Raw genomic sequence first — 26,046 nt, 5'->3', positions numbered from 1 at the left:
AGAATAAAACCGTGCTTAGCACGGTTTTATTATTTGAAGCATTGAATTAAAAATGCTTAGTTAAAAGTGATAGTTGGCTTGCACCGCAAATACTTGGGCTTTGTTGCTATAGTCGCCGGTGACATTGCTGTTATACAACTTTTCATCTTGAACGTTATATTCACCTTCGTTAATACTCACATCGCCGGTAAATAAGTAACCATAAGCAAAATCTAGGCTAACTTTTTTCGTTACCGCCCAATTAGCACCAACGGTTAACCAGGTTCTGTCGCTGGTTGGGATCCGCGCTGTTTTATGTGATTGTGGTATCGGGTTTTCATCAGAAGCAATACCAGCTTTTAACGTCAGATCAGGTTGCATAACGTAGGTTGCGCCTAATGCATATGACCACGAATTCTGCCATTGTTCTGGAATATAACCAATATAACCTGGTGCATTTAAGTTTGGTGGTAATTGGGTATTAGTAGAGATGCTAGGATTAGCATCATTACTGACAATATCAATACTTTCAAACTTACTCCACTCGGTCCAAGCCGCGGTAAACTGCAAAGAGAAAGCATCGGTAAATTGCTGATCAATACTAAAAGCGGCTGAAGCAGGCGTGGTTAAGGCTAATTTACTTTTTTCGGTTAGCTGGCTATTTGCGGCTAATTTACCGGTAGATTTATCAATAGCCGGTAAATGCGGGGCAACCACAATAAAATTTGGGCTACCCGCTACATTAGCACCGGTTATTGGCGTATTAGTAATAGTAGAGTCACCTTTTAAGGTGTAACGCACTTCTGAATGATAGCTAAGCGCAATACGCGTGCCTGCAATCGGCTCACCATGAATACCTAAAGAATAACCAAAGGCAACATCATCGCCTGATACTTCGTAGTGGCTATTACAATAGGCGTCGTTATACACCGGAGCACCAAACATCGCATTGGTGGTGGCTTCGCCAAGTTCACATAAACCGGCATGATCTTTATATTTAGATAAAGTGCCCGCTACTCGGTTAACAGAAATTGCACCGCCAATAGACCATTGCTCATTTAATTTATAACCAATAGCAGGTTGTAAACTGAGTACTTGAATATCAGTTTCATCGGCAAAATAACGGCCTACAAAATCATTATCGTAATCTGACGACAAACCAAATGGCACATAAAATCCGATACCCCAGCTTAACTGCTCAGAATATTGGTCGGCATAAAATAAGAAAGGTACTGCTTCCGTTAAGGTATTGTGACCTTCAGCGCGACCAGCAACGGCTTGGCCGTTGGCACTTTGCGCTTGCATGTTGCGATAGTTAGTCTGGGCGTTGATTATACTGACACCACCAGAAAATTGAGCACCGTCTAATTCGGTTAATGCGGCTGGGTTAGAGTAAACTAAAGTAGCATCAGTGATCTGTGCACCACGACCAGCATAGCCGTTACCCATACTACTGACCGATTGTTCAAATAATTTATAGCCTTCTGCTTGCACATTAAGACTGGAAATGGCTGCGAATACAGCAATGGAAACTGTGGTTTTTCTAAGCATTATAATGACCCTGTTAAATAAAACACTTCAGTATATTCAGGTCTGACCTGAGAGTACATACTCTAATTCGTAATTAAGTGTACATTGGTCGTAATTTTTTACTTATTTGACTAAAGATTAGTTTATTTGACGAAATTAGGTATACATAAAAATAATATCTTTATCGGGTTTTTATTTAAGTTATTGATTTAAATGTTTTTATTTTGAGTGTAAAATGCTGGCATAGTGTCTGCAATAGCTAAATTAGAAACCCAGAGCAGTATAATAATTTAAATTCAAATCAAGGAAGTTTGTATGAATATCGCCACCTTAGTTATGGCATTCATAGTTAGCAGTGTTTTACTAGGCTGTCATCCCGCAGAAAGTGCCGCATCAGCAACCAAAGCTGAAGATATTATGGCTATTCCAATTGAAACCAGTTTAAGTCGCAAGGGTGAAATTAGCAGTAGTTATCAAACCACCGCGACATTGGAAACCCGCACCGAAACTCAAGTAATTAGTAAAGCTACTGGCATTGTTACCACTATTTTAGTTGAAGAAGGCCAACAAGTTGAAGCCGGCCAATTATTAGCGACCTTAGATAATGAGCGTCAGCGTTTTAGTTTACAAAAAGAGCAGGCGGAATTAAGCCGGCTAAGCAGTGAGTTAAAGCGGATGGACGAAATGTATCAACGTCAGCTTATCAGTACTGATAATTTTGAAAAATTAAAATGGCAATATGATGCTGCTTTAGCTTCGGTAAATTTAGCCCAATTAGCGCTAACAGAAACAGAAATTCGCACGCCTATTAGCGGCGTAGTGGCGAGGCGTTATGCCAAAATTGGCCAGTTAATTAGTCAGTATCAAACCGAATCGTTGTTTCATATTGTGGCAAATCAGCAATTAGAGGCCATTGTCTATTTACCTGAACAACACCTAAAACAAGCGCAAATTGGCCAGAACGCAATATTACGTTTTGTTGGTTCAGCGCCGATGAACGCGGAATTAGTTCGAATTTCACCGATAGTCGACGCCGCCTCTGGTACGGTTCGCGTGGTGCTAAAAGTAGATAATAGTCAGTTACAGTTAAAGCCAGGTATGTTTGCTCAAGTACAGTTGCAGTTTGATATTAAACCGGCAGCACTGTTAATCCCGAAACGGGCATTAATGATAACCGATAATGTTGCGACAGTTTTTGTGGTCTCAGCTGAGAACACCGTTAGTCGGCAAAATGTCGAGCTAGGGTATCAATCAGATGAAACGGTTGAAATAGTTTCAGGGCTAACTGTTGAGCAGGCCGTGGTTGTTGCTGGTCAAGCAGCATTAAAACCTGATGCGTTAGTTAATGTGGTCGCGGTACGCCAGTTTTAAAGAATAATAACAAAAAGGATTTGATGCTATGAAACTGGTAGATATTGCAGTAACAAGACCGGTGACTATTTGGATGTTTACGCTGGGTATTTTACTGTTTGGCTTAGTCGCCGCTGGGCGGTTAGCGGTAAATTTATTACCGGACTTATCGTATCCTTCACTGACTATTCGTACTGAATTTATTGGTGCAGCACCGGCCGAGGTAGAGCAATTAGTTAGTAAACCGATTGAAGAAGCTATTGGTATTGTAAAAGGGGTACGCAAAGTACAATCGGTGTCGCGCTCAAGCCGCTCAGATGTCGTGATGGAGTTTGATTGGGGCACGGATATGGATATTGCCGCGCTTGAGGTGCGTGAAAAGCTAGACGTGTTGTTTTTACCGTTAGAAATTGAAAAGCCATTATTGCTGCGCTTTAATCCCAATCTTGATCCTATTGTTCGTTTAGCCTTAAGCCGCAAAGATACCGATCAAGCGTTAACCTCTAGCCAATTGGTTAGCTTGCGTACCTATGCCGATGAAGATTTACGCCGAGCGTTAGAGTCGTTATCTGGTGTGGCGGCCGTGCGCCCTGATGGCGGCTTAGAGCAAGAAATTCAAATCTTAGTTGACCCACAAAAATTGAGTCAATTACAGCTAGATATTAGTCAGATAAGTCAGCGCTTACGCCAAGAAAATTTAAATCAATCGGGTGGTCGGCTGGAAACCACCAGCTTTGATTATTTAGTTCGCACTATTAATCAGTTTTCAGATCTGGGCCAAATTAATGACTTATATGTCGCTGAAGTGGCCAATAGTCCTATTCGTTTATCGGATGTGGCAGAAATTCGCGATGGCTTTACCGATCGAAAAAGTATTACTTATGTTAATGGCAGAGAAGCAATTGAAGTGGCGGTATATAAAGAAGGTGATGCCAATACCGTACAAGTCGCCGAGACCATTTTAGGCCAATTAACCAAGTTACAGCAGGCGTTGCCCACCGATTATCAATTGGATGTGGTGTACGACCAGTCTGAGTTTATTAAGCAAGCAATAGATGAAGTAAAGTCGTCGGCCATCATTGGTGGCTTACTGGCGATGCTAGTACTGTATTTATTTTTAGGCAATGCATGGGCCACGTTAATCATTTCTATCTCAATTCCGTTATCAGTCATTGCCACTTTTAATTTGATGTACGGTCAAGGTATCTCATTAAATATGATGAGCCTGGGGGGGATCGCCTTAGCCGTTGGCCTATTAGTTGATAACGCTATTGTGGTGTTAGAAAATATCGACCGGCATAAAAAGTTAGGTAAAAGCGCCTTTGAAGCGGCCAAGCTGGGCACAAAAGAAGTATCAATGGCCATCACCGCATCGACCTTAACCACCGTCGCAGTGTTTTTTCCGCTAGTGTTTGTTGAAGGTATCGCCGGCCAGTTATTTCGCGATCAAGCCTTAACCGTCACTTTTGCCTTATTAGCCTCATTAGTGGTGGCCTTAACGTTGATCCCAACTATGGCTGCGCGTGAACAACAACGCCAAGGCAATAAACAGGATAAGGCTACTGACAGTGTAGGGGATAGCTCACAGCTTAGTACTAGCAAAGCGGCTAATCAAACGATTAGTACAACGACTAAAAAGGCTTGGTACTACTGGCCCACCTGGCCGCTACGCTTGGTTGCTAGGGCGTTTAAAGCCAGCATTATTGCTATTATTACGGTAATCACCTTGTTAAGTCGTCTTGTTAGCCGCTTTTTGGCTTTATTATTTAAACCGTTAATTGCGGCGGTAAGCTGGCTGTTAGTTAAGCTTGAACTGCGTTATCAATGGCTATTACAGCGAGCGTTAGCAGCAAAAACACTTAGTATTGGTTTAACCCTTATTATCGCTGCAGTGTGTTATAGCCTATTACCACGCTTAGGCGCAGATGTGATACCCAACATGAATCAAGGTGAATTTTATGTTGAAGTGCAGTTGCCGGTAGGCAGTGCCATAGAACAAACCGACAAGCTGATGACGCGTTTAGCCTTGTTAGCCAAACAACAAACTGTTGTGGTAAAAACCTATGCCCAAGCTGGTACAGGGGCGCAAATGACAGTAGATCCTAGCATAGGGGGCAGTCATTGGGGCCGGCTGAATATTGTGTTGCAACCCGATACCTCAGCCGAGCAGCAGCAACAGTTAATTTCGCTACTGCGGCAAGAATTAGCCTTATGGCCTGATGTCAGCGTGAAAATAGATCAGCCGCAATTACTGAGCTTTAGTACGCCGTTACAAATTGAATTATCCGGTTATGAGCTAAGCCAATTAAAGCAGGCCGCCGATGCGTTAGTGACTCGGTTTGCAGCTGAAGAGCAGTTTACAGATGTTAAATCCAGTTTGCGTCCAGGTCAGCCAGAGATCAGTTTGTATTTTAATCATGATCTACTATCGCAACTGGGCTTAAATTCGCATGATATTGCCAAGCGAGTGGCGGCTTATGTCGGTGGCGAAATTGCCGGCCAATACTCGATTGATGATCGTAAAGTAGATATTCGGGTGCGGTTAGCCGAAGAATATCGCCAATCACAACAGCAATTAGCCCAGTTGATCATTAATCCCAACAGTAGCAAGCCATTACCTTTATCTGCAGTAGCCGAGATTAAACGCGAAATTGGCCCAAGTGAAATTACCCGTATTGGTCAACAACGGGTGGCGTTAGTTACGGCTAATTTAGCTTATGGCGATATCGAGCAAGCCAGCCAGCGCGCTCAAGCCATATTAGCGCAGCAGCCGTTATCTTATGGTGTTACTGCAACTGTTGCCGGGCAAAGCGAAGAAATGCAGCGTGCATATCAGTCGCTAGTAATGGCGTTGTTGCTGGCAATCTTTTTAGTTTATTTAGTGATGGCCTCGCAATTTGAAAACTTGCTGCAGCCGTTACTAATTTTATTTACCGTACCCTTAGCGGGCGCTGGCGCGATTTTAGGTTTGTGGTTAACTGATACCCGATTATCGGTAATTGTATTTATCGGTTTAATTATGCTGGCCGGTATAGTGGTGAATAATGCCATTGTATTAATTGACAGGATTAATCAGTTACGGGCTGAAGGTGTCGCTTTACAACAAGCCATTGTCGAAGCCGGAACCAGTCGCTTACGTCCGGTATTAATGACCACTTTAACTACTATCTTGGGCTTATTACCGATGGCATTAGGCGGTGAGGGCAGTGAAATACGGGCGCCTATGGCAATAACCGTGATCTTTGGTTTAGCCTTAGCCACTTTACTGACCTTATTATTTATTCCGGTGCTGTATCATTTAGTCAGTAAAGACACTGTTTTGGTAGAGCAGACTCATGCACAGGAGTCTGGACTATGAACCAGCAACCGCTCGCATTAACCCGCATGGCACTAACCCGGCCGGTGACTATTTGTATGCTGTTTATATCCATGTTGGTGTTTGGCATCTTAGCTAGCCGAATGCTGCCTTTGGAGAAGTTTCCGGGTATTGATATTCCGCAGATATTTATTAATGTGCCTTATGCCAATGCTACCCCCGCTGAGATTGAACGCTTAATTACTCGGCCCTTAGAAGAAGCGTTGGCAACCGTCACCGGTATTAAACAGTTACGCTCTAGTTCCAATGAAAATAGTGCTGAGGTCTCGCTAGAGTTTAACTGGGAGCAGGATATTAATAGTAAAAGCATCGAGGTACGTGAGCGCTTAGATAGCATAAGGCACTTATTACCTAAAGATGTTGAGCGGGTGTTGGTATTTCAATTTAATACTAATGATATGCCTATTTTTCAGTTACGTATTTCAAGCCAACGTGATTTAGCTATGGCCTATGACTTATTAGAGCGGCAAATTAAACGGCCGTTAGAGCGGGTGCATGGCGTGTCTAAAGTCGAGTTATATGGCGTACAAAAACGTCAAGTGGTAATCCGGCTTAACCCTGACAAAATGCGTGCATTAAATATTGATGCAGCAAGTATTGTCAGGGTATTGCAGCAAAATAACTTTGCGATAACCGCCGGCGAATTACGTAATCCAGAGCATAGTATTTTAGTAAAGCCGGTCGGTGAATATTCAGAGCTTAGCCAAATTGCCGCTTTACCGTTGCGACCGGGTTTAACCTTGCGTGAAGTGGCTACGGTAGCGTTAGAGTTGCCAAAAGCTGAGGAAGGACGGCACTTAGATCAAACCTATGCAGTAGGCATGAACGTGTACAAAGAGTCGGGTGCTAACTTAGTTGAAGTGGCTAAGGCTGCTTTAGCGGTGGTTGCGGCGGTGGATAAAGATCCGGCCTTTAATGGTATTAGTTTATATATCATGGATGATATGGCCGATGGCGTAACAACGTCCTTAACCGACTTATTAACCGCTGGCGCTATTGGTGCGGTGTTATCGTTTATTGTGTTGTATATTTTTCTGCGCCATTTAGGTAGCACTATGGTGGTGGTGTTGGCAGTGCCGGTGTCAATTTGTATCGCCTTAGGCATTATGTACTTTCTGGACTACAGCTTAAATATCTTAAGCATGATGGGATTAATGCTGGCGATAGGGATGCTGGTGGATAATGCGGTGGTGGTGACCGAAAGCATTTTTCGCGAACGCTCATTAGGTGGCGATATTAAAACCGCCACGGCCAGAGGCGTGCGTCGGGTCAGTTTAGCGGTTGTTGCCGGTACTGCGACAACGGCCATCGTATTTTTGCCCAATATTATTGGCCAAAAAATGCAATTAACCATATTTCTTGAGCATGTAGCTATAGCAATTTGTTTATGTTTAGCCGTAAGTTTACTGATGGCGTTAACGTTAATTCCGTTGCTGACCACTAAACTGAATATGCAGTTAAACACCAGCAATACTCCAACTAAGTTAGAGCGAGTTTATCGGCGGATCTTAAGTAAGGTTATGGCCTATCCGCGCTGGTCGAGTGTTGCCGCACTGCTAATTTTAGCCAGCATCGTCATACCGATAGGGGTGGTGTCAGGCGGTGACGACGACGAGCAGGATAATAGTCGCATTTTTGTTAAGTATAATATTCAAGGAAACTATGCGCTGGCTGAAGTAGAAGCCGAAGTAGTTAGAATGGAAAACTACTTATATGCTAATCAAGATAAATTTGAAATTGAGTCGGTATACAGCTATTACCGCTCTGGTGAAGCTTCATCAACCATTATTTTTCGCCAACCGTTAAGCCAACCTATTGCTGAATTAAAACAAGCCATACGCGATAATTGGCCAAGCTTAGTTCGGGCGAAACCGACCTTTGGCTGGGGCAGTAATGATGGCTTACAAGTGCATTTATTAGGCCGCTCGACTGAGGTATTAATGCGTTTAGCTAAAGACGTTGAGCCGATATTAGCTAATGTTTCTGGGTTAGAGGATGTCAGCTCGGCGATAAGTAATGGCCAACAAGAACTGCAAATTAGTTTGCAACTAGCACAATTACAACGCCATGGCTTAACCGCGCAGCAAGTAGCCGATGCAGTATCATTGGCATTACGCGGTACAAACTTACGCACCTTTCGTAGTAGCGAACAAGGCGAGCTGTTAATGCGGGTGTTATATGACGAGCGGGTAAGCACCTCTATGTCAGAACTGGCAGCCCTGCCTATTTTAACCAAAGACGGTGTGGTGATAAGTCTTAGTCAATTAGCCACGTTAACCGTTGCACCAAGGTTAGATAAGATTAGCCGTTTTAATCGTCAAACCGGCATTGCTATTCGGATGAACTTAAGCAAAGACGCTACGATGGATAAAGTACGCGAAGACATTAGCCAAATTATGGATCACATCGCCTTACCAGCGGGTTACAGCTGGTCGTTTCAAGGCAGCTTTCAACGCCAAGATGAATCTCAGCAAGTGATGATGGTGAATATGTTATTGGCTGTGGCAATGATCTATCTGGTGATGGCGGCATTATTTGAATCCATTTTATTGCCTACCGCCGTTATTGGCTCGTTACTGTTTTCATTAGTAGGCGTGTTTTGGACCTTTTTATTTACCGGTACCAGCATGGGGATTATGGGCATGATTGGTATGCTGGTGTTAATGGGTATAGTGGTCAATAACGGTATTGTATTAGTAGATCGCATTAATCAAGACCGAGAAACCTATCCAGAGTTGCCATTGTTAGAGGTGATAATTACCGCCAGCGAGTCACGGTTACGGCCGATATTAATGACCGTTTCAACAACCGTTTTAGGCTTATTACCCTTGGCTTTTGGCGGTACCCAAATTGGCGGTGATGGCCCAAGCTATGCCCCAATGGCGGTGGCGATTGTCGGTGGCTTATTGTTTTCCACCTTAACCAGTTTAGTGTTAGTGCCGTTAACCTATTGGGGTTTAATTCAACTTAATACCAAATGGTTAAATTGGCGCAGTACCGCACGGCGCTGGGCCAATAAAGTATGGCTATAAGCCATACTTAAATGTGTTTTATCGCCTTATTTGTTGGCTATTTTACCCTGTTACTAAACCGGAAAATAGCCAAGCTGAGCGACATTTTAGCGCAAACAGTTGCACAGTCGCTGCGCTTTACCTACTCTGTAATCGAGTTTACTTCTATTTTTTAAACAGGTTCCTATTATGCGTATTAATCCAATTCTAACTGCCTTACTGGTGGCCGGTGCATTAACTGTTACTGCTTGTTCTGATAAAGCGACACCTACTAACACTGGCCAAGCGAGTGTTAACTCTGAACTAGCAAGCGCTTCGCCTGCAGCTGAAACGACCGTTAGCCTAATACCTGAATTTGCATCACGATTAGATATTTATTATCCAGTAGATTTAACGGCTGATCTATCTGCTTTAAGTGCTAACCAACATAAAATGCTGGCGCTATTAATCGATGCCGCAAAAGTGATGGATGACTTATTTTGGCAGCAAGCCTTTGGCGGATCTAAACAAGATTTTTTAGCCAAGTTACCGCAAGGTAAAGTGCGTCAATTTGCGGATATTAACTATGGTCCTTGGGATCGTCTTAAAGGTGATGCCCCTTTTTTAACCGGCTTTGCTGAAAAAGCATTAGGTGCTGAGTTTTATCCTCAAGATATGACTAAAGCAGAATTTACGGCAGCGGATTTTGCCGATAAAACCGGTTTGTATTCGATGGTGCAGCGCGATAGTCAGGGTGAGTTAGTTAGCGTTCCTTATTCAAAAATGTATCAAACACAACTAGCAACCGCGGCAAAACTATTAACCCAAGCTGCAGCGTTAGCAGAAGATAGCGAGTTTGCGCATTACTTAACCCTAAGAGCGCAAGCGTTATTAACCGATAGTTATCAAGCGTCTGATTTAGCTTGGATGGCGATGAAGAATAATAAGATAGATATCGTCATAGGCCCTATCGAAAATTATGAAGATCAGTTATACGGATATCGCACGGCGTTTGAAGCTTATGTGTTAGTAAAAGATCAAAGCTGGAGCGACAAATTGGCTAAATATGCTGCCACCTTGCCAGCTTTACAGCGAGGTTTACCAGTCGATGAAAAATACAAAGCAGAAGTGCCCGGTAGTGATGCAGATTTAAATGCCTATGATGTTATTTATTATGCTGGTCATGCCAATGCCGGTTCAAAAACGATTGCCATTAACCTACCCAATGATGAGCAAGTGCAATTAGAGTACGGCACTAGGCGGTTACAGTTAAAAAACGCCATGCAAGCTAAGTTTGAGCATATTATGTTGCCAATTACTGACTTGCTAATCACACCTGAGCAACGTCAGCATGTCACCTTTAATGCCTTTTTTAATAATACTATGTTTCATGAAGTGGCTCATGGTTTAGGCATTAAAAACACTATTAATGGCAATGGCACTGTTCGTCAATCATTAAAAGAACACGCTTCAGCGTTAGAGGAAGGCAAAGCCGATATTTTAGGCTTGTATATGATCACGCAACTGCATAAACAAGGCATGCTGGAAGAGGGTGAGATTGAAGATTTCTATACCACCTTTATGGCCGGCATTTTCCGCTCAGTGAGGTTTGGTGCCTCAAGTGCCCATGGTAAAGCGAATATGATCCGCTTTAATTACTTTGCTGAACAAGAGGCTTTTGTTCGTAATAACGATGGTACTTATCAAGTGGATTATGAAAAAATGCAGTTGGCAATGGCGTCATTATCCGAGCTTATCTTGACATTGCAAGGCGATGGCAATTATGACGGCGTGGCATCGTTAGTGGCTGACAAAGGCGTAATTAAGCCGCAATTAGCCGCTGATTTAGCCCGTTTGTCATCGGCTAATATTCCGGTTGATATTGACTTTAATCAAGGTAAGCAAGTGCTTGGCTTAGAATAAACAAGTTTGGGGTAAAATAAAAAAGGCGTGCTCAGCACGCCTTTTTGTTTATCGGTCTGGTGACAGATATTCACGATCATAAAAGGTACGTAACCAGTGCGGTTGATAGATGGCCATTAAGGTAATTGCCCCACCATTGAGTAAGGCTTCAGGAAACCAAGTTAATATCGACATCTTAAGATAATTATCATAGATAATATCCCATTCGTAACGTCCTTCAGTATAAAACCACAGTGAAACTAATAGCATATGCAAAGCGATAGTGAAGGCTGAGGTTAAAAAGCCGGCCACAAAAATATAGACAAATAAATGCCGAGAAAGGTAACGGTAACTGGCTAAAAACATTAGGTAGCTAAATAAACCAGGAATAATAAAGGTTGTTAACGCGTATAAACCGGCATCGGCCAGTGGGATGATCTGAAAAGTAATTAATATCAGGCTAATAAATGCACATAACAACATAGCGATACGCCAGCCATGACACAGCACCAAAGTGGTTAACATTAAAAAATGCAGGTTTAAACCATTAATAATACCGGCTTGAATACTCCATAACACACTTAAGCCTAATACTGACCCAAACACAAAATGCTGATAACCGGGTTCTGTTTTTAACTTGGGCCAAAACTCACGCGGAAAGTAGCGTACTGTTATCAGTAGCCATAAAATCCAGCCGGTTATTTGCCACATTGTCATTGCTTGTCTCCACTTCAATAAGATGCTGCAGCGCAAATTGTTCTGCCTATTTTACCAACTGACTCGACAAAGCTGATGCCACAGGACATTATTTTAATACTAGGTTCGAGTTAAGCTCAGGTTTGATTTCAGTTAATTACATGCTATTAAGCTTAAGTCTAAGTTTTAAATCGAATTTTTTCTAATAACAGCTTTAACGACTAAGGAAGGATAATGAACAGGTTAGAAAAAAAGCTACCACCGGTATTGGTTGTACTTATCGTTGCATTAATGATGTGGTTAATTTCTTTGACCCTGCCGCTTTTTACTATCAGTTTTACGCTTAGGCTAGTTATGGTAACGCTATTATTCTTACTAGCGTTAGTAATAATTTTAGCCGGTGTATTTGCTTTTAAGCGAGCTAAAACTACGGTTGATCCGCGGGTGCCTGAAGCGGCGTCAGAGCTAGTGACTAGCGGTATTTATACCTTAACTCGCAACCCTATGTACCTTGGCTTTGCTATGTCGTTATTGGCGTGGGCGATTTATTTATCCTCAGCTTGGTCGGTGTTAATGATAGCGCTGTTTATACTGTATTTAAATCAGTTTCAAATTAAAGCCGAAGAGCGAGCATTAACTAAAGTTTTTGGCCAACAATTTATCCAATATCAAGCTAAAGTGAGACGCTGGCTGTAATTTAATGTGTAAACTCAAGCTGCTAGAATTCATTTAGTATTAACTTTCATCCGCTAGTATTGTTTAGCTTTGCGGTAAACTAAGGATAGGTTATGTCTGGGTCATCATCATTTTTCAGTAAATTGTTTGGTTCCGTTAATTGGACAGCGCCGCCTTGGTGTCAACAATTAAAGCATTCAGCTCAACATCAACCCGGCCGTTTTTGGTCTATTACTGTTTTTATACTGTTAATGCTTACTGTGGCTATTGTTGGTGGGTATTATTACGCCCAGTTACCTAAGCCAATTCAAGTAATCGCTAACATTAGTGCACCAGAGATTGGTTACTATCAAGATGATGTTGAGCAACCCAGTAGCTTAATCTTGCATTTTGAGTATGAAAGCCAGCCTGTACCTGATGCGGAAGAACCACCACAGGCCGAGCCAATAACGCCAAGATCAGTAGATAACTTATCTCGACTATCAAGAATAGCACCGCCAATTTCACCGCCAATAGTACCGCTATCTACTCTTTCAGCGGCAAAATTAGATTTAATTGGTGAGGTATTAAGCCAAGGAGTAACGCTTAGCCCAAATATAGCCGGTAAATGGTTATGGCAAGATGATAACACCTTAAGCTTTACGCCAGAGCAGGCGTGGCCCGCGGGTCAACAATATAAAGTGAGTTTAGATAAAGCTATTTTCGCCCCTGACATTAATTTAAAAACCACGAGTTATCACTTTTCATCGCCTGAATTAAGCGTTGAGTTGGATAAATTACGTTTTTATCAACATCCAGATCAGCTTAAACAACGGCATATTGTTGGCATCTTATATTTTAGTCATCCGGTGCAGTTATCGAGTATTTACCCATTATTAAGTTTACAGATGCGTGCCGATGGCGCCGATAAATCAGCTAGCACAAAGGCCTTAGAATACACTCTGACCAGCGATAAAACTGGCCGTGAAGTGTATATTCAATCTGCTGCGCTAACCTTACCCGAGCATGAGCAATATTTAACCTTAACATTAGCTAAAGGTGTGAAGGTGCAACGAGGTAACACAGAAACAGCTTTAGAAATTAGCCAGCAAATATTAGTGCCGGATCAAAATAGTTTTTTAAAAGTGCTGCAACCGACAGTTGAAATCGTGACTAATCCCGAGCAGCAGCCAGAGCAGATGTTGCTACTCGGATTTACTGATCGCATTGCCAGAGCTGAACTAACCAACAAACTTAAATTATATGCCTTACCAAAGCATCCAAAACGGCGCTCGGGTAACTGGATGACGAGCGAAGTTAATAGCAAAGTGTTAGCGGATGCTAAAGCTATAGAGTGGCAACTTATGCCAACCCCTGAAAGTCATGCCGCGCAGTTTAGTATTAAGTTAGATTTACCGGTGCAGCAGAATATTTTTATTCAACTGCCTGCGGGAGTAGAGTCGGTTGCTGAGTTTCGCTTAGCCAATGAGTTTCGCTCGGTGCAACAAGCGCCAGCGTATCCCAAGCAAGCGAAGATTATTGGCGAAGGGGCGGTACTGTCGTTAAGTGGTCAGCAAACCCTGCAATTGCTTAGCCGTGGCTTACCCGGAGTAAAAGTAAAACTGCATAAGCTGCTACCGCAGCAACTAAATCATTATATTAGCCAAACTAATGGTGATATTAGCCAGCCGTATTTTGATAGTTATCGTTTTGATCAAGAAAACATAACCGCGGTATATGAAAAAACGTTTAGCTTGACCACGCCTGATGCCAAAGCTGATCTGAAACAAGCCAATTATTTAGCTCTGCCTTTAAAACCGTATTTAGATAAAAGCGGTATGGGGCTGTTTATTATCGAGTTAATGGCCTACGACGCTACTCAACCGAATAACTATCAAGAAACGCTTGATAAACGCATGGTGCTAGTAACCGATCTGGGCTTATTGGTTAAACACAATGCCGACTCAAGTCAGCAAGTATTTGTGATGTCTGTTGCCACAGGCAAACCAGTAGCTAATGCCAAAGTGCAGTTATTGGGTAAAAACGGCGTAGCCTTATATAGCCAACAAACCGATAGCCAAGGACAGGTAAGTTTTGCTAAAACCAATCACTTTATGCGAGAACGGCAACCGGTGGTGTATTTAGTCACTCAGCAGCGTGAGGGCATTACGGACAGTAGCTTTATTCCTTATCAACGCTATAGCCGCCAGTTAGATTATTCAAAGTTTAATACTGCTGGAGATTACTATGATCCTGTGGATAGCACAGCGTTAAATGCTTATATCTTTAGTGATCGTGGTATTTATCGACCGGGTGAGCAAGTTAAATTGGCGACAATTATTCGTCAAGCTGATCTGTCGGTTGCCCAAGCGAGTAATCTACCACTTAAAATTCAAATTGAAGGACCACGCGGCAATACATTCTGGCAGGAAAAATTTTCATTATCAGGTCGCGGCTTACATAGCTTTAGCATTGATAGTGACAGTAGCAGTGATACTGGTCGTTACAATGTATCGGTAAGTTTATTAGATAAAAAAGGCGCACAACAGCGATATTTAGGCTCGGCTAGCTTTCAAATTGAAGAGTTTATGCCCGATCGGTTAAAAATAACCAACCGTTTTAATCAACACGCGTCAGGCTGGTTATCACCCGCTGATTTAAGTGCACAAATCCAATTAGATAATTTATTTGGCACTCCAGCCCAGCAACGCCGCGTCAGTGCTCGGTTTGAATTAATCCCCACTAGTTTTGATTTTACTGAGTATAAAGATTATAAATTTGTAGCATTAAATCAGGAAGATAAAGCTAGAGAGCGCATAAAAGAAAACTTGGCTGATCAGCAAACAGATGCCAATGGTCAAGCCAATTTCACTTTGCCACTAGAGCAATACAGTGGCGGGACTTACCGCTTATTGTTTCATGCTGAAGGCTTTGATGGCGGTGGGGGTCGCAGTGTGCAATTAATGCAAACCGCGTTGGTATCACCATTGCCACAATTAGTCGGTTTTAAAACCGACGGTGACTTAAGTTATTTGAAAAAGCAGCAAGCACGCATTATTAATTTTATTGCCATCAATAATCAGCTAGAACAGATAGCATTATCAGGACTTAAATTAAAATTAATTGCTAAACGTCCGGTATCTAGTTTAGTTCAGCAACGTGATGGTACTTATCAATATCAGAGTATTGAGCAGCGCGAGCAGGTTAGCGAAACCGACTTTGCAATTGCTAAAACGGGTAGCCAGTATGCCTTAGCTACCGATACACCGGGTGATTATGAGCTGCAATTAGTGGATGGCCAGCAGCAATTATTAACTAAATTAAGCTTTAGTGTTATTGGCGCGGGTAATAGCCAAGCCATGCTGGAAAAAAATGCTAGCTTAACGGTCAAGCTAGATAAAAGCGATTACAAAGCAGGTGATTGGATAGAGTTAAATATTACCGCACCTTATACCGGTACCGGTTTAATTAGTATTGAGTCGGATAAAGTGCACGCTTTTAGCTGGTTTAGTGCTAGCACCACAAGCTCTATTCAACGCATACAATTACCTAAGCATTTAGAAGGTAATGCCTATATTAATGTCAGCTACGTTCGAGCACTTGATTCTGAAGAGCTATTTATTAGCCCGCTTAGTTATGCCGTAGTGCCGTTTAATATTGATCGCAGTAGTCGTGAGCTACAAATTACCCTGCAAGCACCCGAAGAAGTGCGGCCCGGTAAACCGTTTAATTTAAGCTATAAAACCTCGACAGCGGCCGATATATTAATTTTTGGTGTTGATGAAGGCATATTGCAAGTAGCTGATTATCAATTACCTGATCCGCTGGCTTATTATCTAAAAAAGCGGGCGCTGCAAGTGCGCAGTATGCAAATACTCGATTTACTGCTGCCAGAGTTTAACTTATTAAGTCGTCAGCTGGCCGGTATTGGTGGTGACAGTGAAAGTATGAAAATGATGGCAGGTCGCGCCATGATGGATAAAAATCTTAACCCCTTTGCACGCCGCCAAGAACAACCGGGTGTGTTTTGGTTAGGTATTTTAGCGGCTGATACTAAGCTTAAACAGGCAGAAATTACTATACCACAAAGCTTTAGCGGCAATATCAAGCTAATGGCAGTAGCGGTAGGAGATAAGACGTTAGGCTCTAACAGCCAAGATTTACTAGTACGAGGTCCATTTGTGCTAACGCCAGATGTATTAACCACCGCAGCACCAGGTGATGAGTTTGATGTTAGCGTGACCGTGGCTAATGGTATTAAGCAGTCCGGCCAGCAAGCAAAAGTAGAGGTAGTATTAACGCTACCAGACTCGTTGCAATTAGTCGGGTCGGCTAAGCAGCAATTAACCATTGCCGAAGGCAGTGAAGCCAGCGCCCGATTTAGAGTAAAAGCCTTAGCCCAATTAGGCGAAGCAAGCGTGCGCTTTAGTGCTCGTTATGAAAAAGACAGTATAGTAGAGCAAACGGATCGGGATCTCAGTATCAGTATTAGGCCAGCGACAGATTATCAACAGCATATTACGGCCGGCTTTGCTAAAAAAGGTCAGGTTAGCTTAAGCCCAAGTACTAAATGGTATCCCGAGTTAGCGCAGTTGTCGGTAACTGCTTCCAGTAATCCACTGGTATTGGCTGAAAGCTTTAGTGACTATTTAGCCCAGTACCCGCATGGTTGTACCGAGCAAATAGTGTCGCAAGTCTTTCCTTGGATTGGCTTAGTGCAACAACCGGCTTATCAAAATCAATTGCCAGCGTTACAGCAAAAATTTGCTAGCTTGATAACTAAATTGGCCGAGCGCCAACAGCATGACGGTGGCTTTAACTTTTGGCCAGGACAGCAAAACAGTGCCGATGCGCCGAGTGTGTATACCATGCACTTTTTATTAGCAGCACGAGAGCAAGGGCTAGCGGTACCTAACTATATGCTTGAACAAGGACTGGAATATTTAACCAGTTTAGCGCGGTTAAATGGCGCTAATGTCTATCAGGCTCGGCTACGTGCGAATGCTATATATTTACTAACCCGTAATGGTCAGGTAACCAGTAATTATTTAGTGGCATTACATGAGCGGTTAGAGAAACAACATAAGCAAGCGTGGCAATCAGACATTACCGCAGTGTATATGGCGGCAAGTTATCAGCTACTGCAAAAACAAGATGTGGCGAATAGTTTAATTAGCCAATATCGACTGAACAAACCGTCAGCGTTTCAGCAGCAGGCTGAATTGGATAACCGCATAGCGCCATCACCTTTTGCCAATGCTGCCTTTCAATCGCAACTAAGCTTAGATGCCCAATATATTTATCTATTAGCTGAGCATTTTACCGATAAAGCCCAGCAGCTAGATGCAGATACAGTGTTAAATTTAGTGCAGCCGATGTTTGACGGTCACTATAATACCATTAGCTCGGCCTATGCCGTGTTAGCCTTGTCAGCTTATGGCCAAATGCAAGGCGGTACTTATAATGACTCACTGCAGTTTTATCAGCTTATTGCCGATACAAAACAACCGGTAAATCTTGCGGATAACAGCAGTGCAATGCCGCAGGCGAACCTAGCTGTTAACGCCGACAAGGTATTAATAGAATCGGCGCAACCGGTTTTCTATGCCTTAAGCGAAGCGGGTTTTGCCGCTACATTGCCTAGCAGCGCAACCAGTAATGATTTAGAAGTGGTGCGTGACTATTTAGATGCTGCAGGCAACAAAGTCGCAACAGCGCAGCAGGGTGATGAATTGACGGTTAGGTTGCGTATTCGTAGCACCACTAAACAATGGCACACTAATATTGCAGTTATAGATTTATTACCTGCCGGTTTTAGCGTTATTCGTAGCTCGTTACCCAGAGAGCAAACACACTGGCGAGCGGATTACATTGATGTGCGCGAAGACCGAATTGTCTATTACGCCAGCTTTGGCCCGCAAAGTACTGAGCTTAAGTATCAAGTTAAAGTGACGGCTGCCGGTGATTTTGTGGTCCCCGCGGTTTATGCCGAATCGATGTACGATCGCAGCGTAAATGCCCATTCTGTGGCATCTCGCTTTAAGGTCAACGCAGAGCAGTAATGGCTAGCAGCAAACTATTACCCGCTAGGGGCAAAGCTAGGCTAGTAAAGACTAAGCTTATAGCGCTATTAAGGTTGTTCGGGTTAATAGCGCTATTACTAGCGCTCACTGCAGCGATAAGTTTGTGGTTATCACCTAAACCCGATCTTTATCGAAATTATCAACAAGCCAGCGCTTATTTTGCAGCTGAGGGTGAGTTGCTAAGTTTGCGCTTAGCGAACGATCAGCGTTATCGATTACGCATTACGTTAAATGATATTGCCCCGTCGTTACAGCAAGCCACTTTGTTGTATGAAGATCGGAACTTTTATCAGCATTATGGCGTTGATGGCTCGGCGATATTACGTGCTTTTTGGCAAAGTGTGATTAAAGATGGCCGGCGGCAAGGTGCGTCGACTATTAGTATGCAATTAGCCCGATTACGCTTTAATCTGCGCAGTAATACTTGGGCCGGCAAGTTACAACAGCTGGCGTACGCGCTGTATTTAGAGCGTCACTTTTCTAAAACCGAAATATTAGAAGGCTATTTTAATTACGCCCCTTATGCCGCAAATATTGAAGGCGTCGCCGCCGCAAGTTTAGTTTACTTTAGCAAAGAGGCGAAATACTTAACCTTACCCGAGTCATTAGCGTTAGCGGTAATGCCACAAAACCCCAGCCAACGAAACCCTGAAACCACAACGGGCCAACAGCAATTAGAGCTGGCACGGCAGCGTTTAGCTCAGCTGTGGCTGCAGCAACAAGCTAAACCAGCAAACCCTGCTAACCTAAGTACGCCAAGTAAGCCAATACCCTTATCTACAGCACAAATCAGCCGATTAGAAATGCCGTTGCATTACCAAAAGCGCAGCAACTTACCTTATGCTGCACCACACTTTATTAATTATTTAGCGGCTAGCACCGGCCAGCAAGGGCGGTTTTATACCAGTTTACAGCTAGGGGTGCAGCAGCAAGTAGAGCGTTTAGTTCAAGCTTATTTATTACGCCAACAAAGCAAAGGCTTAGAAAATGCTAGTGTGCTGTTGATAAAGCGCAGTAACTTACAGGTAGTATCTTGGTTGGGCTCAGCAGATTTTAATAATGCCGCCATACATGGTCAAGTCGACGGTGTTACTGCTTTGCGCTCTCCGGGTTCTGCGTTAAAACCATTTATTTATGCCTTGGCCATGCAGCAGGGTATTATTCATCCCCAATCGTTATTAATCGATTTACCCCGTCGTTATGGTGGCTTTAACCCGGAAAATTTTGACCGCCAATTTGTTGGGCCTATTCATGCTACCGCGGCCTTAATTAATAGTCGTAATTTACCTGCGGTACATTTGCAATCGCAATTACAGCAGCCGGACTTTTATCAATGGTTACTTCAAGCGGGTGTTAATCTGCCGCAACCTGCTGAGTATTATGGTTTAGCATTAGCCCTAGGCGGAATGGAAATTACCATGCAGCAATTAGTGCAGCTCTATGCCAGCTTGGGTAATCAAGGCCAATGGGGCAAGGTAAATTGGCAAGCTGAAGCTTCTGATGAAAATGTAGAAAGTATTGGAAGTATTGAAGGTGTTGAAAATATTAAAAAAACTGAAAATATGGATAATGTGGCCAATAACAAAACCCACTCAGTATTATCTAAAGAAGCGGCATTTCTGACGTTAGATATGTTACGCCAGCATGCTAAACCGCAAGCGGCGTTATTAACAAAGTTAACCTCCAGCACCCCAGTGGCATGGAAGACAGGGACCTCATATGCATTTCGCGATGCCTGGGCGGTTGGATTAAGTGGTGACTATGTATTGGCGGTATGGTTAGGCAATTTTAATGGCGATAGTAATCCAAACTTAGTGGGCCGCTCAGCTGCAGGGCCGCTGTTTTTTCAAATACTCGATTTGCTCGATATCTCACCAACCACTAATAAGGCCTTATTCACGGCTACGGCCGACTTAAATCTGCGCCAAGTCCCCTTATGCCAGCGCAGTGGCGATTTACCCAATAAGTACTGCCCACAAACCGAACTAGGCTGGTTTATTCCTGGCGTATCGCCGATAAAACTGTCCAAGGTACATCGAGCGGTACCGGTGGATATTATTAGCGGCAAACGGGCTTGTTTTCATCAGCCGGGCAAAACCAAATTAGATGTCTATGAATTTTGGCCCTCGGATGTTAATCGCAGCTTTATTAATGCCGGTATTATTTTACGTCAGCCCCCTGATTTTGGCCAAGCTTGTACTGGTTTGTCGCCAGTAGTGAGTACTATGCCCGCAATCCGTTCGCCACAAGCAGATTTAGTCTATCAATTAGGTGCAAGTGCTGAGCAGCGTAAAATTGCCTTACAAGCCAGTTTTGACGGTGATGTTAGTCAAGCGCATTGGTTTGCCAATAATCGTTATTTAGCCACGGTAAAACCAGGCGAAACCTTTTTTTGGACGGCACAAGCAGGGCGCTACCAATTGCGGGTAGTTGATGATTTAGGGGGTGTTGATAGCCGTTTGATTCAATTAGTTGACCAATAGTGCAGGCAACCGCTAGCGATAATAATCTGCTGGCTTGTCATATCTTAACTGCTTATAGTGGTTATGATAGTGTTGAGTGTGGGCAAACCGAGCCGTATATACACTTAAATTTAAAGTAAGTGCTAGCCCAGAGAGTGGGTTTAATTAGTCAAAAATAGGTGAGTGTATGCTATTGCAACAAGAACACAGCTTAGTGTTGTTAATTGATATTCAACAAAAGTTAGCGCCAGCGATTGATCAAACTAAAGAAGTAGAGCAAGCCGCTGCTTGGGTGTTACAAGTGGCATTACAGCTTGATGTGCCAGTCTGGGGCACCGAGCAGTATCCAAAAGGTTTAGGCCCAACCTTGCCGTCAATTGCAGAGTTAATTCCAGAGCAACAGATGCTGCAAAAAATGCATTTTAGCGCACTGCGTGAGCCGCATATTGCTAAGGCAATTGCCGCCACTAAACGCAAACAAATTGTGGTAATAGGCACCGAAGCCCATGTATGTGTATTACAAACCGTGCTGGATTTATTAGCGGCAGACTATCAAGTATTTGTAGTTAGCGAAGCCGTAGGCTCGCGTACGGCCGAAAATAAGCAGTTAGCGCTAAACCGGATGCAACAGCAGGGTGCGCAGATTATTAGCAAAGAAATGCTAGCATTTGAATGGTTAAATTGCAGCGGCACCGATAGCTTTAGGCAAATTAGTAAAGGCTGGATAGTTTAACCTTAGTGTAAATATAACTACCACTTTAAGGGCGGTAGTTAAAAGCTTGATCTAATATAAACGCCAAACGCACGGCGGCTTGTTGGATACGCATTTCAATTTTGGCTTGGTTTTGTTGGACATAAGTATCCGCAAGCTGCATATTTGGCTGGTACTGAGCATAAATATGGGTCGTTATTGCCGCTGATTCATTTGCCCATGCTAACGCATCAGTTTGTTGCCATTGGTAAGCTTGCCTACTGTCAATAGCGTGTAATAGCTGCTGTTGTTTAATGCGGTTATCGTTATAGCCTAATTTGGCTAATATTCGGGAATCCCACACTGAGTGTAAATTAGTTGGCTGTAAGTAAAAACTGACTTCAGTTTTATTGCCGCCTAAGTCATCAGCAAAGCTAACATGCAGCGGTTGGTGTAAGTCAGCAATAAAATGCGCTAAAAACATTAGGGCTTGCCAGTCATAAGCATCGTGGCTTAAGCGACGCTGCATATCATCAATAGCCGATAAAACACAGCCTTGCTGAGCACAATCACTATGACTTATCGTGCTTTTATGTCGTGGAAAATTAACGTAATGCAGTGGCGAGGACCATTTGAAACCGTCATCATTGCGAATGGTATCTGGCCAAACACACCCTTCGGCAAAGCTGTCTAAACCCGAGGTTTGTACTAGGTTATCAATATGCGCTTGGGTTTGTGGCTGACTTAGTTGATAGGCCATATCACAAATCATTTTATGGCCAGTTTGACCAAAAGCGAAAACCTGCTGTGAGCTTACTGCTAATAGTAACAAAAATATAATACGCATAATGACTCCAAAGCTTTATCTACAACTATCCAAACACTAACTAAAGACAATTCAAATACTTGACAAAGTCTATTCTAAAACAAGTTGATGTACTTGCCAGTCGCCATTAGGCGCCACTAGCGGTTGAATTTCAGCTAACGCTTGACGCATGGTGTCGGCAAGGGTGTAAGGTGGGTTAATCACCAACATACCACTGCCGGTCATACCGTAGCTGTCAGTGTCGCTAAGCGGACACAATTCAATGCGTAATTGGTTTTTAATCCCAGTACTCACCAGTTCACGAATAAAGGCTTCTATGGCGGCACGTTCAATCACGGGGTACCAAATCGCATAAGTAGCTTGGGGGAAACGCTGATAGGCTAGTTTAAGTCCAGCAACCACATCTTGATATTCATGCTTTAATTCATACGGTGGGTCTATTAAGACTAAGCCGCGTTTATGTAATGGCGGTAGCATAGCTTTAAAACCCGCCCAAGCATCTTGGTTTTCTATCCGGCTATAACGGCGGCGAATAAATTGACTGGCCAATATGGGGTAATCGCTAGGATGCAATTCAGTGGCCTGAATACTGTCGGTTGGCCGCAACATAAGTTCAGCAATTTTTGGCGAGCCTGGATAAAAGCTTAACTCTTCATCTGTGTTTAAGCTTTTGATAACCTCTAAGTAGCTTTGTAATGCTGGGCTTTGCGCTTGATGCAGCCACAATTTACCTATGCCAGTTTCATACTCAGCAGTTTTAAGGGCTTGCTCTGACGCTAAGCTATATAACCCAGCACCGGCATGGCTATCATGATAACAAAACGGTTTATCTTTTTTTAATAGATAGTCAATAATAGCAACTTGCACCAGATGTTTAACCACATCTGCATGATTACCTGCATGGTAACTATGGCGATAACTAAGCATAATTTAAGTCTACAATAGTAAGAGAAAGCAAAATCAAGGCCGACAGCTTACTGCGCAGCGGGAAAAATACAAGTATTGTTGCTTCGCAGCTGGTAAAATTAGCAGTATCATAAAATAGTCGCCTATTGGCTGTTAGTAGGAATGAAATGTCTGAGCATAGTAATAAGCCGAGGAAACCTCGCAGCCCCGCAAAAAGTACAGCACAAAACTCGTCAGCAAAGCCTTCACATAAGCCTGCAAAAAATCCTTTACAAAAGCCATGGCTAAAGAGTGGTGGCCAACGGCCTACGTCGAGTGGTACAAGACCGGCAAAGCCAAAAACAGATGAAAGTAAAGTGTATGGTGACAATGCCTGTCGGGTATTATTTCAGCAACGCCCAGAGAGTATTATTCGTTTATATTTGAATGCCGATATGGCGGCCAAGTTTTCGGATGTGATGAAATATCTGGCGCAGCAGAAAAAGGCTTACCATATTGTTGAAGATCAAGAGTTAGAAAAAATTGCTGCGAGTGCGCACCACGGTGGTGTTGTGCTGTTAGTAAAACGTAAGCCGATACAAAGCTTAGCCAGTTATTTGCAACAACAAAAAGGCAAAACTGACTGTTTATTAGCCTTAGACGGTGTGGGTAACCCGCATAATTTAGGTGCAATTAGTCGCAGCTGTGCTCATTTTGGTGTTAGTGGCGTGATTATGCAGCAACCCGAGCTACTGCAATCTGGTGCCGCGCTACGGACGGCTGAAGGCGGCGGGGAGTTTGTAGCGGGCTTATCTAGCGATAGCTTGGCACTTAGCCTACAGCTGTGTAAGCAAGCCGGTTATACCCTATTGACCACGTCTAGTCATAATGGTGCTTCGTTGTATCAAACCAAATTACCGGCCAAAGTGGTGGTAGTATTTGGTGAGGAAATGTTTGGCGTCTCGAAAAACGTGGCTAAAACTGCTGATATCGCATTGCAAATACCCGGCAGTGGCAAAGTAGAATCGTTAAATGTTAGTGTCGCAGCCAGTTTAATTATTGGTGAGTGGTATCGACAGCAACAGTAGTTAGCTCTGTCCCGCTAGCTACAATGCCTGTAATGCCTGCAATAATGTTCGTAAAGTAAAAAAAGAGCAACTTCAGTTGCTCTTTTTTGTGTCAAGTAGTTACGAATATAACGACTGGTTTAGTGGCTTACATAGNGTCGCAGCCAGTTTAATTATTGGTGAGTGGTATCGACAGCAACAGTAGTTAGCTCTGTCCCGCTAGCTACAATGCCTGTAATGCCTGCAATAATGTTCGTAAAGTAAAAAAGAGCAACTTCAGTTGCTCTTTTTTGTGTCAAGTAGTTACGAATATAACGACTGGTTTAGTGGCTTACATAGCGCAGGTTTAGTCTGGCTTAGTTTGGCTTAGTTTGGCCAATGTATTGAAACCTTGGGATAAGCTCGTCGACAATAGTCACGTTTTCAGTAAACATAGTTAATGGCCTAGCCCATAAGCCTTGCTCACCATACAGTGGGCGATAGATCACTAACCACTCTTCCGTTTCGCTGTGCAAAGCACAATCGATTACTTGATAATAGCCACCTTTGTAATGCTGGTAGTAGCCAGGTTTAATTGGTGTTGTGCTGTTCATACCAACTCTCAAATATTATTTTTGCTGACAAACTGTCGACTTTATCTTTACTTAATTTGCGATAACCGCCTTCTGCAAATAGCTGACTGCGCGCTTCCGTGGTTGTTAGGCGCTCATCATGTAAGCTAACAGGTAGACCAAAGCGACCATGTAACCGATTAGCAAATTTACGACAGCGCGCCGTAAATGGCTGCTCAGTACCATCCATATTTAACGGTAAACCGATTAATAATAAATCCGGTTGCCACTCTTTAATTAATAGCTCTAACTTAGACCAATCTGGTGTGCCGTCTTGGGCTTTTAATGCGCTAAGTAAAGATGCCGTGCCGGTGAACTCTTGACCGACAGCGACCCCAATACTTTTGGTGCCATAATCAAAACTTAAAATGGTACGTTTTGCCATTAAGCATGACCTGCTTCATTAGTTAATTGCCAAGTTTGAATGCCAATTTTAGCTGTGGCAGATTGCCATTTTTCGGCATGGCTTAGATCAAAAATAATTCCGTTATCAGCCGGGATCATTAACCAAGCATTATCTGCCATTTCTTGCTCTAACTGGCCTTGTTCCCATCCAGCAAAACCTAACGCTAAGATAAACTTTTCCGGTGCCTTATCGGTAGTTAAATCAATTAAAATATCTTTCGAAGTTGTGACCATCAGATCATCGGTTAAGTGCATACTACTGCTGTAGCCATCTTTAGCTGTATGTAACACAAAACCGCGATCATGCTGTACTGGCCCGCCAGAACAGACATAGGCATGTGCGGCAGGGCTGTCGGTGTTAAATTCAATATCTAATTGTTTTAATAAGTCCGCAACTTTAACATCCAGCGGATGGTTAATAACAATACCCATCGCGCCATGTTCATTGTGCTCACAAATATAGGTTACGCTACGTTTAAAACGCGGATCGTCCATTGATGGCATGGCGACCAGAAAATGGTTCTGATAATTCTGCATAC

16 protein-coding genes are annotated in these 26,046 nt (G+C 43.1%); 9 read left to right on the top strand and 7 right to left on the bottom strand.

Annotated features, from left to right (window positions below; translation table 11 throughout):
* Positions 1 to 60: 60 nt before the first annotated feature.
* Positions 61 to 1,530 (bottom strand): OmpP1/FadL family transporter, encoded by a 1,470-nt coding sequence (locus BI198_RS10240; protein WP_070049471.1) that lies wholly within the window; start codon positions 1,528 to 1,530, stop codon positions 61 to 63.
* 294 nt (positions 1,531 to 1,824) lie between these two features.
* Here BI198_RS10240 and BI198_RS10235 point away from each other — a divergent pair, with 294 nt between their 5' ends.
* The 4 genes from BI198_RS10235 (at position 1,825) to BI198_RS10220 (ending at position 11,148) form a co-directional block, all read left to right on the top strand.
* Positions 1,825 to 2,880 carry an efflux RND transporter periplasmic adaptor subunit gene (locus BI198_RS10235; protein ID WP_070049470.1) on the top strand — a complete coding sequence of 352 codons (1,056 nt, stop codon included), beginning with the start codon at positions 1,825 to 1,827 and terminating at the stop codon, positions 2,878 to 2,880.
* Positions 2,881 to 2,908: 28 nt separating this feature from the next.
* The gene (locus BI198_RS10230; RefSeq protein ID WP_070049469.1) at positions 2,909 to 6,217 is read left to right on the top strand and encodes an efflux RND transporter permease subunit; all 3,309 of its coding nucleotides are present in this window, start codon (positions 2,909 to 2,911) and stop codon (positions 6,215 to 6,217) included.
* A complete protein-coding gene (locus BI198_RS10225) occupies positions 6,214 to 9,267 on the top strand; it encodes an efflux RND transporter permease subunit (protein ID WP_070049468.1) in 3,054 nt (1,017 codons plus the stop codon). The genes BI198_RS10230 and BI198_RS10225 overlap by 4 nt, the downstream gene beginning before the upstream one ends.
* Before the next feature lie 168 nt (positions 9,268 to 9,435).
* Positions 9,436 to 11,148 carry a dipeptidyl-peptidase 3 family protein gene (locus BI198_RS10220; protein WP_070049467.1) on the top strand — a complete coding sequence of 571 codons (1,713 nt, stop codon included), beginning with the start codon at positions 9,436 to 9,438 and terminating at the stop codon, positions 11,146 to 11,148.
* 48 nt (positions 11,149 to 11,196) lie between these two features.
* On the opposite strand, the gene BI198_RS10215 is transcribed toward BI198_RS10220, so the two are convergent.
* Complete coding sequence (locus tag BI198_RS10215; protein WP_070049466.1) at positions 11,197 to 11,844, bottom strand: energy-coupling factor ABC transporter permease; 648 nt, start codon at positions 11,842 to 11,844, stop codon at positions 11,197 to 11,199.
* A gap of 213 nt (positions 11,845 to 12,057) precedes the next feature.
* Between BI198_RS10215 and BI198_RS10210 the strand changes: the two genes are divergently transcribed.
* From BI198_RS10210 to BI198_RS10195, 4 genes are all read left to right on the top strand, one after another.
* Complete coding sequence (locus tag BI198_RS10210) at positions 12,058 to 12,519, top strand: methyltransferase family protein (RefSeq protein WP_070049465.1); 462 nt, start codon at positions 12,058 to 12,060, stop codon at positions 12,517 to 12,519.
* A gap of 92 nt (positions 12,520 to 12,611) precedes the next feature.
* Positions 12,612 to 18,539, top strand: a complete 5,928-nt coding sequence (locus BI198_RS10205) for an alpha-2-macroglobulin (protein WP_070049464.1) — start codon at positions 12,612 to 12,614, stop codon at positions 18,537 to 18,539.
* Complete coding sequence (gene pbpC / locus BI198_RS10200; protein WP_070049463.1) at positions 18,539 to 21,043, top strand: penicillin-binding protein 1C; 2,505 nt, start codon at positions 18,539 to 18,541, stop codon at positions 21,041 to 21,043. The genes BI198_RS10205 and pbpC overlap by 1 nt, the downstream gene beginning before the upstream one ends.
* Positions 21,044 to 21,209: 166 nt before the next feature.
* Positions 21,210 to 21,755, top strand: coding sequence for a hydrolase (locus tag BI198_RS10195; RefSeq protein WP_070049462.1), 546 nt, complete (start codon positions 21,210 to 21,212; stop codon positions 21,753 to 21,755).
* A gap of 25 nt (positions 21,756 to 21,780) precedes the next feature.
* Here the strand turns inward: BI198_RS10195 and BI198_RS10190 are convergent, their stop codons facing one another.
* Positions 21,781 to 22,560, bottom strand: coding sequence for a S1/P1 nuclease (locus BI198_RS10190; protein WP_070049461.1), 780 nt, complete (start codon positions 22,558 to 22,560; stop codon positions 21,781 to 21,783).
* Positions 22,561 to 22,629: 69 nt separating this feature from the next.
* Positions 22,630 to 23,466 (bottom strand): 23S rRNA (adenine(2030)-N(6))-methyltransferase RlmJ, encoded by an 837-nt coding sequence (locus BI198_RS10185; RefSeq protein ID WP_070049460.1) that lies wholly within the window; start codon positions 23,464 to 23,466, stop codon positions 22,630 to 22,632.
* Positions 23,467 to 23,612: 146 nt separating this feature from the next.
* Between BI198_RS10185 and BI198_RS10180 the strand changes: the two genes are divergently transcribed.
* Positions 23,613 to 24,512, top strand: coding sequence for a tRNA/rRNA methyltransferase (locus BI198_RS10180; RefSeq protein WP_070049459.1), 900 nt, complete (start codon positions 23,613 to 23,615; stop codon positions 24,510 to 24,512).
* Positions 24,513 to 24,847: 335 nt separating this feature from the next.
* On the opposite strand, the gene BI198_RS10175 is transcribed toward BI198_RS10180, so the two are convergent.
* The 3 genes from BI198_RS10175 to BI198_RS10165 are packed head-to-tail and all read right to left on the bottom strand — an operon-like array spanning position 24,848 to position 26,044.
* A complete protein-coding gene (locus BI198_RS10175) occupies positions 24,848 to 25,084 on the bottom strand; it encodes a DUF1653 domain-containing protein (protein WP_070049458.1) in 237 nt (78 codons plus the stop codon).
* Positions 25,062 to 25,487 carry a Holliday junction resolvase RuvX gene (gene ruvX, locus BI198_RS10170; RefSeq protein WP_070049457.1) on the bottom strand — a complete coding sequence of 142 codons (426 nt, stop codon included), beginning with the start codon at positions 25,485 to 25,487 and terminating at the stop codon, positions 25,062 to 25,064. Before ruvX ends, BI198_RS10175 begins: the two co-directional genes overlap by 23 nt.
* Positions 25,487 to 26,044 carry a YqgE/AlgH family protein gene (locus BI198_RS10165; RefSeq protein ID WP_070049456.1) on the bottom strand — a complete coding sequence of 186 codons (558 nt, stop codon included), beginning with the start codon at positions 26,042 to 26,044 and terminating at the stop codon, positions 25,487 to 25,489. The genes ruvX and BI198_RS10165 overlap by 1 nt, the downstream gene beginning before the upstream one ends.
* Positions 26,045 to 26,046 lie beyond the last annotated feature (2 nt).

Source organism: Rheinheimera salexigens (genome assembly GCF_001752395.1).
Lineage (GTDB): Bacteria > Pseudomonadota > Gammaproteobacteria > Enterobacterales > Alteromonadaceae > Alishewanella > Alishewanella salexigens.
The sequence above is the reverse complement of the archived record's forward strand: the minus strand, read 5'-3'. Positions and strand labels throughout refer to the sequence as shown.

What these genes read in the sequence shown, in the direction of transcription:
- BI198_RS10240 (WP_070049471.1), bottom strand. Translation starts at nt 1,530, where the DNA reads ATGCTTAGAAAAACCACAGTTTCCATTGCTGTATTCGCAGCCATTTCC.
- BI198_RS10235 (WP_070049470.1), top strand. Translation starts at nt 1,825, where the DNA reads ATGAATATCGCCACCTTAGTTATGGCATTCATAGTTAGCAGTGTTTTA.
- BI198_RS10230 (WP_070049469.1), top strand. Translation starts at nt 2,909, where the DNA reads ATGAAACTGGTAGATATTGCAGTAACAAGACCGGTGACTATTTGGATG.
- BI198_RS10225 (WP_070049468.1), top strand. Translation starts at nt 6,214, where the DNA reads ATGAACCAGCAACCGCTCGCATTAACCCGCATGGCACTAACCCGGCCG.
- BI198_RS10220 (WP_070049467.1), top strand. Translation starts at nt 9,436, where the DNA reads ATGCGTATTAATCCAATTCTAACTGCCTTACTGGTGGCCGGTGCATTA.
- BI198_RS10215 (WP_070049466.1), bottom strand. Translation starts at nt 11,844, where the DNA reads ATGACAATGTGGCAAATAACCGGCTGGATTTTATGGCTACTGATAACA.
- BI198_RS10210 (WP_070049465.1), top strand. Translation starts at nt 12,058, where the DNA reads ATGAACAGGTTAGAAAAAAAGCTACCACCGGTATTGGTTGTACTTATC.
- BI198_RS10205 (WP_070049464.1), top strand. Translation starts at nt 12,612, where the DNA reads ATGTCTGGGTCATCATCATTTTTCAGTAAATTGTTTGGTTCCGTTAAT.
- pbpC (WP_070049463.1), top strand. Translation starts at nt 18,539, where the DNA reads ATGGCTAGCAGCAAACTATTACCCGCTAGGGGCAAAGCTAGGCTAGTA.
- BI198_RS10195 (WP_070049462.1), top strand. Translation starts at nt 21,210, where the DNA reads ATGCTATTGCAACAAGAACACAGCTTAGTGTTGTTAATTGATATTCAA.
- BI198_RS10190 (WP_070049461.1), bottom strand. Translation starts at nt 22,560, where the DNA reads ATGCGTATTATATTTTTGTTACTATTAGCAGTAAGCTCACAGCAGGTT.
- BI198_RS10185 (WP_070049460.1), bottom strand. Translation starts at nt 23,466, where the DNA reads ATGCTTAGTTATCGCCATAGTTACCATGCAGGTAATCATGCAGATGTG.
- BI198_RS10180 (WP_070049459.1), top strand. Translation starts at nt 23,613, where the DNA reads ATGTCTGAGCATAGTAATAAGCCGAGGAAACCTCGCAGCCCCGCAAAA.
- BI198_RS10175 (WP_070049458.1), bottom strand. Translation starts at nt 25,084, where the DNA reads ATGAACAGCACAACACCAATTAAACCTGGCTACTACCAGCATTACAAA.
- ruvX (WP_070049457.1), bottom strand. Translation starts at nt 25,487, where the DNA reads ATGGCAAAACGTACCATTTTAAGTTTTGATTATGGCACCAAAAGTATT.
- BI198_RS10165 (WP_070049456.1), bottom strand. Translation starts at nt 26,044, where the DNA reads ATGCAGAATTATCAGAACCATTTTCTGGTCGCCATGCCATCAATGGAC.